The sequence below is a fragment of the Streptomyces sp. Qhu_M48 genome (genome assembly GCF_051305195.1).
Taxonomy (GTDB): domain Bacteria; phylum Actinomycetota; class Actinomycetes; order Streptomycetales; family Streptomycetaceae; genus Streptomyces.
Window position 1 is genome coordinate 4430120 of the sequence record NZ_CP195432.1, and the last position, 16902, is coordinate 4447021.

General features: G+C 74.5%; 15 protein-coding genes. 6 read left to right on the top strand and 9 right to left on the bottom strand.

Annotated features, from left to right (window positions below):
* Positions 1 to 75: 75 nt before the first annotated feature.
* Positions 76 to 945 (bottom strand): YhjD/YihY/BrkB family envelope integrity protein, encoded by an 870-nt coding sequence (locus ACRRSS_RS20115; protein WP_435972496.1) that lies wholly within the window; start codon positions 943 to 945, stop codon positions 76 to 78.
* Positions 946 to 1061: 116 nt separating this feature from the next.
* Positions 1062 to 1535, bottom strand: coding sequence for a winged helix-turn-helix transcriptional regulator (locus tag ACRRSS_RS20120; RefSeq protein ID WP_435972497.1), 474 nt, complete (start codon positions 1533 to 1535; stop codon positions 1062 to 1064).
* A gap of 112 nt (positions 1536 to 1647) precedes the next feature.
* Between ACRRSS_RS20120 and ACRRSS_RS20125 the strand changes: the two genes are divergently transcribed.
* Positions 1648 to 2163, top strand: coding sequence for a PaaI family thioesterase (locus ACRRSS_RS20125; protein ID WP_435972498.1), 516 nt, complete (start codon positions 1648 to 1650; stop codon positions 2161 to 2163).
* Positions 2164 to 2271: 108 nt separating this feature from the next.
* Here ACRRSS_RS20125 and ACRRSS_RS20130 read toward each other — a convergent pair whose 3' ends face one another.
* Both ACRRSS_RS20130 and ACRRSS_RS20135 read right to left on the bottom strand, forming a co-directional pair.
* Positions 2272 to 2637, bottom strand: a complete 366-nt coding sequence (locus tag ACRRSS_RS20130) for a luciferase domain-containing protein (protein WP_435972499.1) — start codon at positions 2635 to 2637, stop codon at positions 2272 to 2274.
* A 137-nt stretch (positions 2638 to 2774) separates the two neighbouring features.
* The gene (locus ACRRSS_RS20135) at positions 2775 to 3893 is read right to left on the bottom strand and encodes a PP2C family protein-serine/threonine phosphatase (RefSeq protein WP_435972500.1); all 1119 of its coding nucleotides are present in this window, start codon (positions 3891 to 3893) and stop codon (positions 2775 to 2777) included.
* 181 nt (positions 3894 to 4074) lie between these two features.
* Here ACRRSS_RS20135 and ACRRSS_RS20140 point away from each other — a divergent pair, with 181 nt between their 5' ends.
* The 3 genes from ACRRSS_RS20140 to ACRRSS_RS20150 all read left to right on the top strand — a co-directional run bounded on the left by ACRRSS_RS20140 (position 4075) and on the right by ACRRSS_RS20150 (position 7041).
* On the top strand, positions 4075 to 4944 hold the full coding sequence (locus ACRRSS_RS20140; protein ID WP_435972501.1) for an AAA family ATPase: 870 nt from the start codon (positions 4075 to 4077) through the stop codon (positions 4942 to 4944).
* The gene (locus ACRRSS_RS20145) at positions 4941 to 6335 is read left to right on the top strand and encodes a vWA domain-containing protein (protein WP_435972502.1); all 1395 of its coding nucleotides are present in this window, start codon (positions 4941 to 4943) and stop codon (positions 6333 to 6335) included. Before ACRRSS_RS20140 ends, ACRRSS_RS20145 begins: the two co-directional genes overlap by 4 nt.
* 121 nt (positions 6336 to 6456) lie before the next feature.
* Positions 6457 to 7041 carry a nucleosidase gene (locus tag ACRRSS_RS20150; protein WP_435972503.1) on the top strand — a complete coding sequence of 195 codons (585 nt, stop codon included), beginning with the start codon at positions 6457 to 6459 and terminating at the stop codon, positions 7039 to 7041.
* Positions 7042 to 7064: 23 nt separating this feature from the next.
* Here the strand turns inward: ACRRSS_RS20150 and ACRRSS_RS20155 are convergent, their stop codons facing one another.
* Complete coding sequence (locus ACRRSS_RS20155; RefSeq protein WP_435972504.1) at positions 7065 to 8327, bottom strand: alpha/beta hydrolase family protein; 1263 nt, start codon at positions 8325 to 8327, stop codon at positions 7065 to 7067.
* 488 nt (positions 8328 to 8815) lie between these two features.
* Between ACRRSS_RS20155 and ACRRSS_RS20160 the strand changes: the two genes are divergently transcribed.
* Together ACRRSS_RS20160 and ACRRSS_RS20165 are read left to right on the top strand one after the other, a co-directional pair.
* Positions 8816 to 9943, top strand: coding sequence for an LLM class flavin-dependent oxidoreductase (locus tag ACRRSS_RS20160; RefSeq protein WP_435972505.1), 1128 nt, complete (start codon positions 8816 to 8818; stop codon positions 9941 to 9943).
* A complete protein-coding gene (locus tag ACRRSS_RS20165; protein WP_435972506.1) occupies positions 9940 to 11307 on the top strand; it encodes an NtaA/DmoA family FMN-dependent monooxygenase in 1368 nt (455 codons plus the stop codon). The genes ACRRSS_RS20160 and ACRRSS_RS20165 overlap by 4 nt, the downstream gene beginning before the upstream one ends.
* Before the next feature lie 63 nt (positions 11308 to 11370).
* On the opposite strand, the gene ACRRSS_RS20170 is transcribed toward ACRRSS_RS20165, so the two are convergent.
* The 4 genes from ACRRSS_RS20170 to ACRRSS_RS20185 form a co-directional block, all read right to left on the bottom strand.
* On the bottom strand, positions 11371 to 13377 hold the full coding sequence (locus ACRRSS_RS20170) for a CocE/NonD family hydrolase (RefSeq protein WP_435972507.1): 2007 nt from the start codon (positions 13375 to 13377) through the stop codon (positions 11371 to 11373).
* A 177-nt stretch (positions 13378 to 13554) separates the two neighbouring features.
* Positions 13555 to 14658, bottom strand: a complete 1104-nt coding sequence (locus ACRRSS_RS20175) for a PP2C family protein-serine/threonine phosphatase (RefSeq protein ID WP_435972508.1) — start codon at positions 14656 to 14658, stop codon at positions 13555 to 13557.
* Between the two features lies 1 nt (position 14659).
* On the bottom strand, positions 14660 to 16231 hold the full coding sequence (locus ACRRSS_RS20180) for an MFS transporter (protein ID WP_435972509.1): 1572 nt from the start codon (positions 16229 to 16231) through the stop codon (positions 14660 to 14662).
* Positions 16228 to 16815 (bottom strand): TetR/AcrR family transcriptional regulator, encoded by a 588-nt coding sequence (locus tag ACRRSS_RS20185; protein ID WP_435972510.1) that lies wholly within the window; start codon positions 16813 to 16815, stop codon positions 16228 to 16230. The genes ACRRSS_RS20180 and ACRRSS_RS20185 overlap by 4 nt, the downstream gene beginning before the upstream one ends.
* Positions 16816 to 16902: the final 87 nt, after the last annotated feature.

Genomic DNA, 16902 nt, shown 5'->3' on the forward strand with positions numbered 1-16902 from the left:
GCGGTGATCGTAGAGGGAGGGCGGGGCCGCGGTCATCGGACCCGGGGTGTACGACCGGGGGTGACAGGTGGGTGGTCAGAGAGCCGCCGGACGGTCGCGGCGCAGGCGGCGCCGGATGAGGTGCTCGTGGACCAGACGCCCCACCAGGGCACCTCCGTACACGACGAAGCCGACGCCGACCAGCCAGGACTGGAGGACCAGGACGGTGCCGAACTGGCCGTACGTCACGGCGTTCGAGGCGATGAGCGGAGAGAACACCAGCTGGGAGAAGATCCGCAGACCGAGGAGCCCGAGCGCGGTGAGGACGGCGCCCGGGGCGAGGGCGCGCCAGCGGATCCGGCCGCAGAGCAGGAAGCGCTGCGACCACCAGAAGAAGAAGAACGTGCCGATGAGGTCGGCGATCGCGACGAGGGCGGTGGTCGTGGCCGGGGAGTCGGCGGGGGCGGGCGTGGCGACGAAGAGGAGGAGGCAGGCGACGAGGACGGCGAGCCAGACGACGTGCCGCCACATGGTGTGCCAGCGGGCCGTGGGAAGGTCCCAGACCCGTTCGTACCCGGTCTGTACGGCCGATCCGAAGGTGACGCCGAAGGCGGCGAGGGCGGCGAGACCGAAGGCGGTGGTGCGCTGCAGGGCCGCGCCCGGCTGGCCGAAGAGGCGCTCGACCTCCTCCTCGGAGACCTCGGAGACGCCGAGGCCCTGCACGAGCCAGCGGGCGAATCCCCGGCCGCTGGCGAGGTCGGCCGCGGCGACGACGATGAGCAGGGGCACGAGGGTGAGCAGGCTGAGCGCCGCGAAGCCCATGGCGCGGTGCATGAGTTCCATGGCGCGGCCCCGGTTCCAGGCGAGCCCGACGGGCGACGCCTGGACCTGGGCGTACCACCGCTGGAGCCAGTGGCCGTGTTCGGTGGGGGCACCGTCGTGCGGCGGACCGGGTGTGGAGGGCATGCCTCGTGAGGTACCCGGCCGGGCGCCGGGGCATCGCGGGGGTGCCGCCGAACGGGTGCCGGGCGGGGCGCGGAGGGCGGCGGGGGGCTCGCCCGTCCACCCGGCTGTCTCGGGGGTCAGGGACGGAGCGGGCGGGCTCCGGGGCCGGGGCGGACGGTGACGTCACGGGTGGTCAGGGTGGCCTGTTCGTCGCCCTCGCACAGGACGGCGACGCGCACGGGTGCTCCGCAGTCGGTGTGCCGGATGTCGAGGACGGGGCCGTCGGGGTCCCCCGTGTGGGTGTCGCCCCACTGCTTGAGGGCGAGGAGCACGGGCCAGAGGTCGAGGCCCTTGGGGGTGAGCCGGTACTCGGAGCGGGTCCGGGCGCCGGGTTCGCGGTACGGCTCCGCCCGCAGCACGCCGGCCGTGACCAGTTTGCGCAGCCGGTCGGCGAGGACGGCCTCGGACAGCCCGAGGTGGCGGCGGAAGTCGTCGTAGCGGCGGACGCCGTTGAAGGCGTCCCGCAGGATCAGCAGGGTCCACTTCTCGCCCACCAGGTCCAGGGTGCGGCGGACCGAGCAGTTCTCCGTGTCCGTCTCCAGCCACTTCATCGTCACACTGTAGCCACCTGACTGCGTCGTTGACAGTCAGCTGTCGCGAAGGCTAGCTTCGCCGTACAGAGCCAGCTGCGGGTCAGCCGGCCACGGCGGGCGGAGAGTGGTCATGGGGCGGTCGCGCACGGTCGAGTGGGAGGACCCCGGAGCCACCGCGCGGGCCGCGGGCTCGATGGCGGGCCTCGACTTCCTGCGGGAGATGGTGGCGGGACGGCTGCCCGGACCCCCGATCGCAGCACTCCTCGGCTTCGGACTGGAGGAGGTCGAGGACGGGCGCGCGGTGTTCGTCCTGGAGCCGGGCGAGGAGCACTACAACCCGATCGGCAGCGTGCACGGCGGTGTGTACGCGACCCTGCTCGACTCGGCGGCCGGCTGCGCGGTCCACTCGACGCTGCCGAAGGGCACCGCGTACACCTCGCTCGACCTGTCCACCCGCTTCCTCCGGCCCGTCACCACCGCCACCGGCACGGTGCGCGCGATCGGCACGGTGCTGTCGCGCGGGCGCAGGACCGCGCTCGCCGAGGCGGGGCTGTACGACGCGGAGGACCGGCTGCTCGCCCACGCGACCAGCACGTGCATGCTGTTCCCCCTGCCGGCGGAGGGTTCCGGGAGTACGCGCGCGTAGGCGCGGGAGTACAGCAGGAGTGCGCCGGAAGAACGCGGGTACGCCGGGCGCACGCGCGCGGAGGGAGGGCCGGCGCCCCGGTACCGTCCGGCTCAATTGCCGTCCGGCTCAGCGGATTCCGGTGACCGGACGGGTCCGGGTGCAGCCGTCCGGCGCCACGTCGGGGACACCGTTGGCCTGGAGCGCCGCGCTCACCAGGGTCGCGAGCAGGTCGATGTCCGAACCCATGTCCAGGCGGACCGTCACCCAGCCGGAACCCGCGCGCAGGCGCACCGCGCTGGACCCGAGGAGCGCCGGGCGCAACTTCGCGACCATGGCGCGGGTGAGATGGACGTCCGCCTCGTGTTCACCGTGGAAATGCACGATCTCCTGCGTCGCGGTGCCCAGTCCGAGCTCGGCGCCGCAGTGGGCGCGGCCGGGGGTCAGCGAGGGCCAGCTCGTCAAGCGTTCACTGGCATGCCTGGCCGTGTTCATATGGAGGAGCGTGCCGGGCACGGGGCCCCGTGCACAAGCATCCTGCCGAAGAATCCCGCGCAGACCTGAAACGTGGTGCCCGCAGGGCGGCTGTGACCGTGCGTCACGGCGGCGGGTGGGAATGATGTGACGCGGTGTCACTGGGGTGCACGTGCGCGGATGCGGGCCGCGAGCACGGCCACGTCGTCCTCGGCACCGTGCGCGCCGAGACGGCTGAGCACCTCGTCGACGACCTGACGGGGCCCGGAGTCCGGCGGGAGCCGCAGGGCGGCGAGGCGGGCGAGCGAGACGTCGATGTCCTCCCCCCGCCGCTCGACGAGGCCGTCGGTGAAGATCAGCAGGGTGTCGCCGGGGGCGAGCGGGCGGGTGGTCGGTTCGTAGCCTCCGACCCCGGTGCCCAGGGGCGGGCCCACCGGGAGGTCGACGAGTTCCGCCGAGCCGTCCGCGCCGAACACCACGGGCGGCAGGTGTCCGGCGCTGGCGAAGGTCGCGGCGGAGCGGGCCGGGTCGACGCGGACGAGGAGACAGGTGGCGGGGCGGCGGGACGCGTCCTCGGCGACCACCGAGTCGAGGTGGCGCAGCACCCGGTGGGGTGGCAGGTCGGTCGCGGCGACCTCCCGGAGGGCCGTGCGGTAGGCGTTCATGTCGACGGCCGCGTCGAGGCCGTGGCCCATCACGTCGCCGACGACGAGGAGACTCCGCCCGAAGTGGAGCCGTACGGTCTCGAACCAGTCGCCGCCGACGAGGGCGCGAGGGCCGGCGGGGAGGTAGCCGCCGGCGATCTCCAGGTTGGGGTGCGGCCGGCCCGGTTCGGCGACGAGGGCGCGCTGGAGGTGGAGGGCGGTGTCCTCGGTGGCGGCCAGACGGCGGGCGTGGCCGAGGTGCCGGGCCGCGAGCCGGGCGGCGTGGTGGAGGAGGGCCGCCTCGTCGGCGGAGAAGGGGTCACCGCCGGTGCGGACGAGACCGACCACCCCGAGCGGCTCCTCGTCGTCGTGCACGACGAGCGGGGCGGAGAGGCGGTGGGTGGCGGCGGGCGGAGTGGGGTCCTGGCCCGGGGGCTCCGCCTGGGCCACGCGGCGGGTCGGGGTGCCCGGGGTCGTCAGCAGGTCCACCGTCGTGGAGGCGCGCAGGTGGCGGGCGGCGAAGGCGGCGAGTTCCCGGCAGGTGCTCGTCTCGTCGAGCGTCGTGCCGATCTCGCCGATCGCCTGCTCCATGGCCCGCACCCTGGTCAGGAGGGCCTCGTCCCGTTCCGCCACGACACCTCCACCGCCGCGCGGTCCCCGGGTGGCGTACCCGGTCCCCCCATTGCACCAGTGGGTGGCGCCCCGCGCACGGTACGGAGCTCGCGCGGGACGGTTGTGCGACGGTGCTCGATCTGATCAGCTACAGCAGAGGCTACTGGCCAGTAAGAGATTCCGCTCCCCGGGGGGGACCGCCATGACGACCGGATTCTTCAGCTCCGTCGACGACGTCGCCGAACGGCTCGCCACGACCGGCTACCTCGCGTCACCCGCCGTCGCCACCACCGTCTTCCTCGCCGACCGCCTCGGCAAGCCGCTGCTCGTCGAGGGCCCGGCCGGGGTCGGCAAGACGGAGCTGGCCAAGGCGGTCACCGAGGTGACGGGCGCGCGCCTGGTCCGGCTGCAGTGCTACGAGGGCGTCGACGAGTCCCGCGCGCTGTACGAGTGGAACCACGCCAAGCAGCTGCTGCGGATCACGGCCGGAAGGGGCGAGTCCTGGGACGAGACGCGCACCGACATCTTCGGCGAGGAGTTCCTGCTCCCCCGGCCGCTGCTCACCGCGATCCGTTCCGAGGAGCCGACCGTGCTCCTGATCGACGAGACCGACAAGGCCGACGTCGAGGTCGAAGGCCTGCTTCTGGAGGTCCTCGGCGACTTCCAGATCACGGTGCCCGAGCTCGGCACGATCACGGCGACCCGGCGGCCGTTCACGGTGCTCACCTCGAACGCGAGCCGCGAACTCTCCGAGGCGCTGCGCCGGCGCTGTCTCTTCCTGCACATCGGCTTCCCCGAGGAGGAGCTGGAACGCCGCATCGTCACCCTCAAGGTCCCCGGCCTCGACGCCGCGCTCGCCGGGTCCGTCGTGCGGGTCGTGGGGGCGCTGCGCGCGATGGACCTGCGGAAGGTGCCGTCCGTCGCGGAGACGATCGACTGGGCCCGCACCCTGCTCGCGCTCGGTGCGGACCGCCTCGACGAACGGGTCGTACGGGAGACCCTGGGCGTCCTCCTGAAGCACCAGGAGGACATCGTGAAGGCCGCGGCCAAGCTCGATCTGGAGGCGGTGTGAGCCACGGGGACACCCCGGCCGCACCGGCGGCGCCCGCCGGGCGGCTCACCGGTCTCGTGGGGGCGCTGCGCGCCCACGGGTTCCGGATCGGGACGGGCGAGACCGTGGACGCCGGGCTGGCCCTGGAGGCGGTGGGGTTCACGGACCGGGCTCGGGTGAGGGAGGCGCTGGCGGCGACCCTGCTCCACGGTGAGGGACAGCGCCCGGTGTTCGACCAGGTCTTCGACCTGTACTTCCCGCTCGGTCACACCGGGGCGGCGGAGACGTACGAGAACACCCCGGCGGATCTCGCCGCGCTCCGCGAGCGCCTCGCGGAGGCCCTCACCGCCGGTGACGGCGCGGCCCTGGACCGGCTGGCCGCCGAGGCGGTGGGCGGCTTCGGCGGGTACGGCTCCGGGCCGGAGTCGGACGGCTGGTCCTCGTACCAGACGCTCTCCCGGCTGCGCCCCGAAACCCTGCTCGCCCGCGTACGGGAGCGGCTGCGGGCGGCCCCCGGGGCGGCGGAACCCGACTTCGCCGAACGGCTCCTCGACGACGAGATCCGGCGCCTGATCGAGGCCTTCCGCGAGCGGGTGCGGACCGAGGCCCGACGGCGCGTCGCCGAGCGGCGGGGCCGTGACCCGGTCGCGCGCCGGGCGGTCGCGGGGACGGCGGACTCCGTCGACTTCCTGCTGGCCGGGCGGGCGCAGCTGGACGAGCTGCGGCGTACGGTACGGCCGCTGGCGCGGAAGCTGGCCACCCGGCTCGCGGCCCGGCGGCGCCGGGCCGCGCGGGGGGAGATCGATCTGCGGCGGACGCTGCGCCGCTCGCTGGCGACCGGAGGTGTGCCGGTGCGTCCGGTGCTGCGGCGGCGCCCTCCCCGGCGGCCGGAGCTGGTCCTGCTCTGTGACGTGTCGGGGTCGGTTGCCGGGTTCGCCCAGTTCACGATGTTGCTGGTGCAGGCCCTGCACGACCAGTTCAGCCGGGTGCGGGTGTTCGCCTTCGTCAACCGGGTGGACGAGGTGACGGGGCTGATCGCCCGGGGCTCGGCGGACCCCGCGGGACTCGGTGACCGCATCCTCGCGGAGGCGGAGCTGACCGGCTGGCACGGGCAGAGCGACTACGGGACGGCGCTCGGCGAGTTCGCCGACCGGTACGCGGAGGCCCTCGGCCCGCGCACGGTGGTCTTCGTCCTCGGGGACGCCCGCACCAACGGCTCCGACCCGAACCTCGCGGCGCTGCGGCGGATCGCCGACCGGGCCCGCCGGGTCCACTGGCTCAACCCCGAGCAGCCCTCGCTGTGGGGCACGGGGGACTCGGTGGCTCCGGCCTACGCCGGGCTCGTCGAGATGCGCCCGTGCCGGAACGCCCGTCAGCTCGGGGCGCTGATCGGCAGGCTGCTGCCGGTGTGAGGCTCCGCGCGTGCTCGGCGAGGCGCTCGCGGAGCGCGGACTGCCGCGCGGCGCGCGCCCTCCGGCCCTGACCAGGGACTCGGCTGTACGGCGGGCGGCGCCGCGAACTAGCGTGACCCCCATGGAACTCTTGGGAGAGATCACCGCCGACCGTCCGCTGCTCGTCCTCGCCGTCAAGGAGGAGGCGCAGTTCCTGGAGACGGATCTGCCGGTGCTGCTGACCGGCATGGGCAAGGTGAACGCGGCGACCGCCCTCGCCTCCGCTCTCGGACGGGGCCCGCGGCCGTCCGGGATCGTGAACCTGGGGACGGCCGGAGCGCTGCGGCCCGGTATGACCGGGACCCACGTGATCGGCACCGTGGTCCAGCACGACTTCGACGGCCGGCTGCTCGCCACGCTGACGGGCGAGTCGTACGGGGCTCCGCTGACGCTGCCGGACGGCGGTGACACGGTCCTGGCCACCGGGGACACGTTCATATCCGACGAGATCGCCCGGGCCCGCCTCGCGGAGCAGGCGGCCCTCGTCGACATGGAGGGGTACGCCCTCGCGCACGCCGCCGGGATCGCGGGGGTGCCGCTGCGGATCGTGAAGCACGTCAGCGACGAGGCCGGGGAGGGTGCCGCGCGCACCTGGCGTGAATCGGTCGCCGAGTGCGCGCGGGTCCTGGCCGACTGGGCGGAGGAGAACACCCCGTACCGCTCCTGAGCACGGAGCCTCGTACGGCCCGGTCAGCGGTGCTGGAAGTGGACCTCCGGGTTCGCCGGGGACGGGCCGTCGAGCACCGGGCGGGAGAGGCCGCGCAGGTGCTGGTCGAAGAAGGCGGCCACGTACGTCCGGGTGACGCCGACGGCGCGGTCGGCGGGCAGTTCGGGCTGGGGCAGGCCGAAGTGCCGTGAGATCACGGGCCCGTCGGAGAACGAGAAGTGGTCGGATCCGGCCACGGTGACCCAGCGCTTCCACCCGTCGAGCGCGGTCCACGTCGTGTCCCAGGTGGTGTCGATCCCCCCGGGCAGGTGCATGCCTTCGTGGGTCCCGAGCATCATGAACGGGCGGCCTCGCAGGCCCTCCGCGGGGAGCTCCTCCCAGAAGGATCCGTCCATGTTGATCCCGGCGTCGATGCGCCGGTCGGCCACCATCGCACTGGCCGCGCTCGCCCCGCCGATGGAGTGGCCGGCCATGCCGATCCGGCGCTCGTCGATCACGTCGGAGTACCGCCAGACGGGCCGGGGCCCGGTGAGCCGGTCCAGGACGTACTTCATGTCGGCGGCGCGGGTCGAGGTGACCACGCTGCCGTGCACCCCGTCCTCGTCGAGTGCCTCGCAGGCGACGCAGGTGAGGGTACGGCCGCCGGGGAGGCTGATCCCGTACGACTCGTAGGCGTGGTCGACGGAGGCGACGACGTAGCCGCGGGAGGCGAGGTCCTCGGCGAGATGGGTGAGCGTCCAGCGGGAGACGCTGAAGCCCGGTGAGAGCAGCACGAGGGGGCGTCGGCCCGGCGCGGGGCGCGCGTCGGTCCTGCTGTGGGTGCGCGTCCGGGCGAGTACGTCACCGGAGACGCCGGGCCCGAGCTGTTCGGCGAGCAGCCTCGCCTCCTCCCGCGTGGCGTACGGGGCGGTCCGTCCGCGGCCGTCGCGCGCGGCCGGGTAGTGGAGCGTGACCATGAGCGCGCGTCCGTCGGCGCTCGGAACCCACGGGTCGGTGCGGGACCGGTCGACGAGCGGCAGGATCGTGCTGCCGATCGAGTACGGCCCGGTGGGCGCCGGCAGCGAGGCCCGGGTGACGCCCGGTGTGACGGCCTCGGTCGGGGCGGCGTCGCGAAGGAGGGCGAGGGGCGAGCGCGGGGCGGATTCCCAGGCCGTCGTGGCGCCGGGAGCCGAGACCGTGGCCGGTCCGGGGGCTGCGGAGGCCGGGCCCGCCGTCGCGAGGGCGGCGGGTAAGGCGAGAGAGCAGGCGAGGAGAACGGCCGCTGCCGCTCTGGTGTTTCGGATCATGAGGTCACGCTAGGGGCGGGGAACGGTCGACGCGTCCCACTGCGGGCCAATGTTCCGTCCGACCAGCGAAGGATGCGCACGACGGCTCGACGGTGGTGAGATGTCGCCGCCCCGGGCCTCCTTCCGCGCCCCGGGGCCAACTCCCGCGCCCCCGGCGTCCGTCCGCCCGCCCACCCCCCGGAACGGCCTTGACAGCGCCGAAGGCCGCCTGCCTAAGCTGAGGCTCCCTCCGGACACGGACGGGATCGGGCAGGACCTGCGGGGAGGCGGACGTGCGCGTAGCGATCGCGGCGCCGCGCGGCCCCCGTCCCGGCCTCCGGGTGGCCCGGCTGTTCTGCCGTCGGCACGTCGACCTCTGCCGTACCTGTTCGGCCATCTGTCCTTCCTTCCGCGCCTGACCCGCCCCGCGTGGGTCCGCGCTTCTGCCGACATCCCGCAGCAGGCCCCGTGGGCCCGCCGCGCGCTCCTGTCTTCCGGAAGGACCTCCCATGCCCCGCCCTGCCCTGCGCCTGGCCGTCGAGATCGACGGTGACGGCGCCCATCCGGCCGCGTGGCGCCGTGCCGCGCACTCCCCCGGCGAGCTGCTGACCCCGCGTCGGCTCGGCCGGGTCGCGGCCGTCGCCGAGAACGCCGGGTTCACGCTGGTCACCCTTGACGACTCGATCCTGCCGCCCGGCCGGGGCGCCGATCCGGTGGGCCGGATCGGCGCGGTGGAACGGGCCGCGTTCGTGGCCGCGTCCACGAGCGTCCTCGGGGTGGCTCCGGTGCTCGCGACCACCTACGCCGAACCGTTCCACGTCTCCTCGCAGCTCTCCTCGCTCGACCATGTCTCGGCGGGCCGGGCGGGCTGGGTGGTGGGGGTCGAGGACGACCCCGGGGCCGCCCGGGCGTGGGGACGGCCGCGGGTCGAGGGGTCCGAGGCGCTGGCCCGCGAGGCCCGCGACGGACTCAGGGTCGTACGGGACCTGTGGGACTCCTGGGAGGACGACGCGGTGATCCGGTCGGTGTCCACCAGCCGCTACCTGGACCGGTCCCGGCTCCACTCCATCGACTTCACCGGTGAGACGTACTCGGTGAAGGGTCCCTCGATCGTGCCGCGCCCGCCGCAGGGCCGGCCGGTGGTCCTCGCCCGCCCCGGTCTCGTACCGGCCGAGCTGACCGATGTGGCGCTGGTCGGCGGTGGCACCGCGGCCGAGGTCGTGGACGCCGCCGCGGCCGCCACCGGCGACGGCGCGTCACCGCTCGCCTTCGCCGAGATCGAGGTAGCCCTCGACACCCCGCGCGAGACGGCGCGGGAACGGATCGCCGACCTGGAGCGGTACGCCCCGTGGGCGCCCCGCCCGGACCGGCTGCGGTACACCGGCTCCCCCGCCGGCCTGGTGGAGCTCCTGGCGGAGCTGAGCGGGCGGGTCGACGGGGTGCGGCTGCGTCCGCTCGTGCTCGACGAGGACCTGGCCGTGCTCTCCCGGCTCGTCCTGCCCGAGCTGTTCGTCCGGCGGCTCGCGGCCCGGCCGCTGCCCGCCACCACCCTGCGTACCTCCCTGGGCCTGGCCCGGCCCCTCAGCCGCTTCACGACCGACGGTGCCGCCGCGCTCGTCCGGGAGGAGAACCGATGACCCGCACCGATCCGGCCGACGTCCCCCGCCCGGACGCCCAGCTGCACTTCGGGGTGTTCTTCCAGGGTGTCAACCACTGGACGATCTGGTCGGACCCGTCGAGCGGCTCCCAGATCGACCCGGCCTCCTTCCTGCGGGTGGCGCGGACCGCCGAGCGCGGGCTCTTCGACGCCTTCTTCCTCGGGGACGGTCTGCGGCTGCGCGAGTCGGAGGGCGGCATCCACGAACTGGACGTCGCGGGCCGCCCGGACTCGATCACCCAGCTGTCGGCGCTCGCCGCCGCGACCGAGCGCATCGGGCTCGTCTCCACCTCCAACACCACCTACAACGAGCCGGTCGATCTCGCCCGGCGGCTCGCCGGTCTCGACCTCCTCTCGGGCGGCCGGGCCGGCTGGAACGTGGTGACCACGCACAACGCCTGGACCGGGGAGAACTTCCGGCGGGGCGGCTACCTCGACCACGCGGACCGCTACCACCGCGCCGAGGAGTTCCTGTCGCTCGCCCGCGCCGTCTGGAACAGCTGGGCGGAGGACGCGGCGGCCGGTTCCGCCGAAGCACGCTCCTGGTCGGTGCCGGAGGCGGTGGGACGCGTACGGCACCGGGGCGCCCAGTTCGACGTCGACCTGGCCCCGACCCTGCCGCGCAGCGCCCAGGGGCATCCGGTGATCTTCCAGGCGGGCGACTCGGGGGACGGCCGCGAGTTCGGGGCACGCAACGCCGACGTCATCTTCTCCGCGCACGGTACGGACTTCGACGACGCGCTCGCCTTCGCCGAGGACATCCGGCGCCGGCTGCGCGCGGCGGGCCGCGCCGAGGACGCGCTGCGGATCCTGCCGGGGACGGAGATCATCATCGGGGCGACCGAGAAGGAGGCGGAGGAGAAGGCCCGCTGGGTCCGCCTCTCCCAGGTCACGCCCGCGGTGGCGCTGGGCATCGCGAGCAGGCTGTGGGGCTTCGACCTGTCCGGGCGGGACGCCGACGGGCCGCTGCCCGCCGAGGATCCGGTGGTCGCCCAGGACAAGGGGACCTTCGGGACCCGTTGGGTGGAGGACCCCCGGGCGGTGGTGGCAAGGTGGCGGGCGAAGGCCGAGGCCAACGGCTGGTCGCTGCGCGAGACGGTGATCGAGCTCGGTCCGCAGCAGCGCGGGCACGTGGGCACACCGGCCGGGCTCGCCGAGAAGTTCGCCCGGTTCGTCCGGCACGGGGCCGTCGACGGCTTCAACGTCACGCCGTACCTGGTTCCGGACGGGCTCGACGACATCGTGGAGCTGCTCGTGCCGGAGCTCCAGGAGCGGGGCGTGTACCGGTCCGCGTACACGGGCACGACCCTCCGGGAGCATCTGGGGCTCGCCCCGGCGGTGTGACACGTCGGCGGACGGGGGCGCGGCCTGGGTCCGCGCACCCGTCCGCCGTCCGCTTCCGGGAGGTCAGCCGAGCGGCAGTTCCAGGAAGGACGGCTCGCCCTCCGGGGATCCCACGACCGTCTGCGTCCAGGTGACGGACGCGTCGCCGTACAGCGGGTCCTTGCTGTCGACGACCAGCATCAGCCGGTGCCCGTCGGCGATGTCGTACGCGGCGGCCTGGAGGTTCCAGGTGACGGTGGTGTCCTGTTCGGGCGTCAGGCCGTACACGTTGAGCGGCTCGTGGCTGATGATCCGGGCCGTGTCGTCCTCGGACACGTCCAGGAGGTGGGCGTACAGGCTGGCGGACGTGGCGGTGGAACGGACGGTGAGCCGCAGCCGCGGGATGCCGCGGACCCGGCGACCGGCGGCCCCCTCACCGGCGGCCCCCTCACCGGCCGCGCTCTCCCCGGCCGGCCCCTCGCCGGCCGCCCTCTCGTCGGCCGCCCTCTCGCCGTCGGGCGAGACCAGCGGGTCGGTCGTCCAGGCGACCGCGTGCCTGCGGTCGATCTTCCGGGTGTCGTAGATCTTGGGATTGCCCGCCCACTCCGCCTGACCGGTCTTCATGATCGCGTCCATGGCGGTGGCCTCGGTGTCCACGCCCGCGAGGAACGCCCGCCGCCAGCCGGTCACCTCCACCTCGGGCGCCCCGCCGCCGGTGGGGACGAGCCGCCCGTCGGCGCCGCCCGCGCCGTCTCCGGTGAGGCCGAACACCTCCGTGTCGCGGGTGACCTCGCTCCAGTCCGGGCTGGTCTCCCGGCGGGCGGGCGTGACGATCCTGTTCTCGCCCGTCGGCTCACCGGTCCCCGGGTCCAGGACCGGTTCCGTCCCGTACGTGAACATCACCTGGTTGCAGACCTGCGGCCACTCCTCCACACCGTTGCGCTCGCCCTTGAGGTGGTGGTCGAGCCAGGCGTACGCCTCCGCCATGGGGAGGTTGACCTCGCCGGGCGTGGCGGGCGGACCGATGAGCGCGGGACCCTCGGGCGCGGCGTGGTCGCCGATCCACAGGTTGAGCCGCTTGGGCACGTCGAGGCCGTTGAAGGTCTCCAGGGTCTGGTTGACCGCGAAGAGGCTCTCGTGCCAGGTGTTGGAGAAGAAAGTGGGCGTGCGGTTGTCGTTGGTCAGGTGGAGGTACGACTCGGGGGCGCGGAGCCGGCCCCACTCGACGACGGTGTCCAGGTTCCGGTCGGCCTGGAAGTCGGCGAGGATCCGCTGGTTGTCCTCGTCGAACTTGGTCTCCACCGGCCCGCCGGTCAGGGCGAGAAGGGCCTTCACGGCCGCGAGGTGGCGGGTGTTGTTGTCGTACAGGCTGGTCGCGAGGTTGCCCCAGGTGCTGAGGGCCACGACGGCGGCGACCCGGTCGTCGTGGGCGGCGACCAGCTGGCTGATGCCGGAGCCGTAGGACTCGCCCATGAAGCCGATGACGCTCGGGGCGAAGCGGTCGACGGCGAAGTCGACGACGGCCGAGCCGTCGGCCCAGTCGTGGGGTCCCGCGACGTCGACGAAGCCGCTGGAGGTGGACGGCAGTCCGGGGATGCCGAGGCCACGGGGGGTGTAGGCGAGGACGTGGTAGCCCTTGCGGGCGAGGACGAGGTACGACCAGAGGAACAGCGGCCAGCCGAAGGGGGTCCAGCCGGCCGGGACGACGACGAGCGGGTGCGGGCCCGGGCCGAGCTGGCGGAGGCTGAAGGCGGAGAGCTCGACGCCTTCGGCGGCCCCCTCGATGCGGTGGTAGGCGGGCAGCGCCAGGCCGCGCACCTCCCGGACCATCGCGGCGAGTTCGGCGGGGAGCAGCGCGTCGGCGCGGTCGGAACCGTCGGTGCTCTCGGTGCCGCCCGCCGTGCCGCTCAGGAGCGCGTTGGCGAGGGTCTGGCCGAGCCGGACGGCGCCGGGGTCCACCGTTCCGTCGGCGGCCCAGAGGCCGCGTCCGGCGATCCTGGAGGTCTCGGCGGCGGTCAGCGCCGTCGTGACGTCCGGGAAGCCGGGGAAGTGTTCGGACGAGCCGGCGGTGAGGGGGTTCTCCTGGGGCACGTGCACCCGTTCCTCTCGACTGGACTGGTGAGTGTCCGCGTCGCGGACGGTCACAAGCCTCACGTATCCGGGACGCAGCGGCCAGAGCGCATGAAGAGCGCACGTGTCACGCAACCGGGCAGGAACGACACAAGACGCCCCGAACTCGATGTTTGGGGACGACGAGGACGGTTCAGGTCAGCGGGCTTCGGGCGGAAAGACCACGAACAGGGCGGCCACGTCGTCGTCCAGGCCGTCGGCGCCGTAATCGGCCAGGTCCTTGTGGAGGATCTCCGGCAGCTCCTTGGCCGGTTCTCGCGCCCAGCCACGCAGGCGCACTTCGAGCGGGTAGAAGGTGCCGGTCCGGTCCCGGGTCTCGCTGACGCCGTCGGTGTAGAGGAGCATCCGGTCCCCCGGGCCGAAGGGCACCTCCTCGATCCGGTGACGGGGGTCGCAGAGTCCCGCCAGGTTGACGGGAAGCGAGGGGTCGGCGAAGTGCACGGGCTCGACCGCGGAGCCGCGCTGGACGAGCGGGGCGGGGTGGCCGCAGCTGAGCAGCCGCGCGATGTCCCTGCCGTCGGGGAGTTCCACGAGGACGACGGTGGCGAAGCGTTCGGCGGCGTCGGAGTCCGGGTCCCAGGCGCCGTAACGGGCGAGGCCTTCTTCCAGCCGGTCGGCGAGGGCCGCCAGGTCCGGGGCGTCGTCGACGGCGGCGCGGAAGGAGCCGAGCAGGACGGAGGCGGTCTCGACGGCGCCGAGGCCCTTGCCCTGGACGTCGCCGAGCATGATCCGGACGGCGCCCGGGACCCGTACGGCCTCGTAGAAGTCGCCGCCGATCCTGGCCTTGGCCGCGGCCGCCACGTACAGCAGCCGCAGTTCGTAGCGGCCGAGGTGGGCGGGGAGCGGGCGCAGCACGACCCGCTGCACCACCTCCGCTACAGCGGTCAGCTCCCTCAGGTCCTGCTCGTACCGGGTGCGGACGTGGCTGACCCAGGCCGCGACGGCGGTGACGCCGGCGAGTACGACCTCGTTCGCGAGGAGTTCGGCAGCACCCGCGTCCCCCCGGCTCAGCAGCGCGCGGGCGGCCATGGCGAGCAGCCCGATGCCGATCGTCCCGCGCACGCTCCACGTGACGGCGGCGAGCGCGGGTGCGGCGACGAGGAGCCGGTCGAAGCGCTCGCGGTCCGGGGTGAGCAGATCGGCGACGACGCACAGGGTCAGGATCAGGAAGGGCAGGGCGCGACCGAGGTTGAACTGGGTGCGTCTAGCTGTGCCGGGACGGCTCCGTTTGCCTGCGGGCATTTCATGATCGTACGCAGGCTCCGCGGTCGGGCCCTGGTGACGTCGTCCCCGGGCGTGTCCGTCCCCGGTCCGCCGCGCCGGGGAGGGCGAGCGCGGCCGGGACCGCGAGGGCGGCGATCACGGCGAGGGCGGGTACGGCGACGCCCGCTGCCGGGACGAACCCGCCGAGCGGGGCGAGGGCGAGCAGCAGGGTCGCGACGGCGACCCCGAGGGCGGGTCCGATGTTCATGGCGGTCTGCTGGAGGCCACCGGCGACCCCGGCGTGGGCCTCGGGGGCCCGGTGCACGACGACCGAGGTGGCCGTGACCATCAGGACGACGAACCCGGCGCCGAGCAGAGCGGCGCTGACGCCTACGGGGGCCGCGCCGGCCCTCGCGTCGAGTCGCGAGAGGAGCACCACCCCGAGGCTGAGGACGAGGGCGCCCGCGGTCGCCGTGCGCCGGGGGCCGAAGCGTCGCTGGAGCGGCGGGCAGAGCGGCGCGCCGAGCACCATGAGGACGGCGAGCGGCAGCACGCGCAGCGCGCAGCCGAGGGGGTCGAGCCCTTGGACGTCCTGGAGGAAGTACGTCGCCACGAAGAGCGAGCCGAAGAGGGCGGCCGAGGCGGCGAGGAGGACGGCCAGGCCTGCGACGACGGGGACGCTCCGCAGCAGTTCGGCGGGGAGGAGGGGGCGGGTGGCCCGGCGCTCGTGCCGGGCGAGGACGACCCCGGCGACGGCGGCCCCGGCGCAGGCGAGTAGGCCGGGCACCGCACCGCCGGGCCTGGCAGCCTCGACGAGGCCGTGGACGAGCAGACCGAGCGCGGCGGCGAGCAGCAGGGCACCGACGGGATCGAGCGCGGAGAGGCCGGCCGGGGTGGGGCGGGGGGTGGTTGCCGCCGCCTGGCGGGGAGGGCGTGGCGCGGGCCCGGACGACGCGTTCGGCGCGTCCGACCGGCTCGGCGCGTGCGAGATGCTCGGCTCGTGTGCTCCGCGCCCCTCGGCGGGCGCGGCCGGGCGCCGTGTCCCGCGCTCCCCGGTGGCGAGGGCCAGCAGGCCGATCGCGAGGGTCGGGGGTACGCCGAGGAGGAACACCGAACGCCAGCCGTACGCCGAGACCAGCGCGCCGCCGATCAGCGGCCCGGCCGCCGCGGCGAGGCCGATCGCGGCGGTGCGCACGGCGATCGGAGTCCCCAGCCGCTCGGGCGGGTAGGCGGTCCGCAGCATGCCGAGGGTGGCGGGCTGGAGGAGCGCGCCGCACACGCCTTGGAGCACGCGGAGCGCGATCACTGCGCCGATGCCGGGCGCCAGGGCTATGCCCGCGGAGGTGGCGGCGAAGCCGAGGGCGCCGACGGCGAAGACCCGGTGGTGGCCGTAGCGGTCGCCGAGCCGGCCGGCGAAGACCAGCAGGCTCGCGACCGCGACCAGGTAGCCGGTGCTGGTCCACTGCACCTGGCCGAGGCCGGCGTGCAGGTCGCGCTGGAGGGCGGGTTGGGCGACGGTGAGCACGGTGCCGTCGAGGGCGACGACGGCGGCGCCCACGACGCTGCACGCGAGGACGGGACCGCGACGGACGGTCACGGGGCGGGCGGTCACGGGGCGGGCTCCGCGGGGCCGAGGTGGGCGTCGAGGGCGGCAGCGAGCAGTGGGGCGGGGTCGTCGCCGCCGGTGGCGAGCCGGAGGCTGCCCCAGTGCCAGAGCTGGGCGATGCCGTGGAGGTTGGCCCAGAGCGTTCCCGCGACGACGACGGGGTCGGCGGTGGGGCGCACGAGGGCGACGAGCCCTGTGAGGCGGGCGAAGAGGGGCAGGCTCGTCTCCCGCAGTCCCAGGCGGCCGCTCTCCAGCAGGTCGTGCCGGAACATCAGCTCGTACATTCCGCGCCGGGTCCCGGCGTAGTCGAGGTAGACGCGGGCGAGGAGCGCGATCCGTTCGCGCGGTGCGGCGGTCTCCCGGTCCTCGGCCGCGACGCGGGCGGCCAGTTCGACGAACCCCTGGCGGGCGATGGCCGACAGGAGGTCGAGGTGGGTCGGGAAGTGACGGCGGGGGGCTCCGTGGGAGACGCCGGCGCGGCGGGCGATCTCGCGCAGGGAGAGCGCCTGGGCGCCTTCGGCGTCCACGAGCTCGACGCCGGCGCGGACGAGCCGGCCGCGCAGCCCGCCGCCGCCGTCCTCACCGTGCACGGCTCCTTCGCCGTCCGCGTGGACGGCACCTTCGTCGACTGCGGCAGGTCCTTGACGATCTTCTCGTTCCTCATGCATAGACACTGT

Excerpts from the sequence above, each read along its gene's own strand:
- ACRRSS_RS20120 (WP_435972497.1), bottom strand. The coding sequence starts at position 1,535 with ATGAAGTGGCTGGAGACGGACACGGAGAACTGCTCGGTCCGCCGCACC.
- ACRRSS_RS20160 (WP_435972505.1), top strand. The coding sequence starts at position 8,816 with ATGCCCCGCCCTGCCCTGCGCCTGGCCGTCGAGATCGACGGTGACGGC.
- ACRRSS_RS20150 (WP_435972503.1), top strand. The coding sequence starts at position 6,457 with ATGGAACTCTTGGGAGAGATCACCGCCGACCGTCCGCTGCTCGTCCTC.
- ACRRSS_RS20125 (WP_435972498.1), top strand. The coding sequence starts at position 1,648 with ATGGGGCGGTCGCGCACGGTCGAGTGGGAGGACCCCGGAGCCACCGCG.
- ACRRSS_RS20130 (WP_435972499.1), bottom strand. The coding sequence starts at position 2,637 with ATGAACACGGCCAGGCATGCCAGTGAACGCTTGACGAGCTGGCCCTCG.
- ACRRSS_RS20140 (WP_435972501.1), top strand. The coding sequence starts at position 4,075 with ATGACGACCGGATTCTTCAGCTCCGTCGACGACGTCGCCGAACGGCTC.
- ACRRSS_RS20115 (WP_435972496.1), bottom strand. The coding sequence starts at position 945 with ATGCCCTCCACACCCGGTCCGCCGCACGACGGTGCCCCCACCGAACAC.
- ACRRSS_RS20175 (WP_435972508.1), bottom strand. The coding sequence starts at position 14,658 with ATGCCCGCAGGCAAACGGAGCCGTCCCGGCACAGCTAGACGCACCCAG.
- ACRRSS_RS20155 (WP_435972504.1), bottom strand. The coding sequence starts at position 8,327 with ATGATCCGAAACACCAGAGCGGCAGCGGCCGTTCTCCTCGCCTGCTCT.
- ACRRSS_RS20165 (WP_435972506.1), top strand. The coding sequence starts at position 9,940 with ATGACCCGCACCGATCCGGCCGACGTCCCCCGCCCGGACGCCCAGCTG.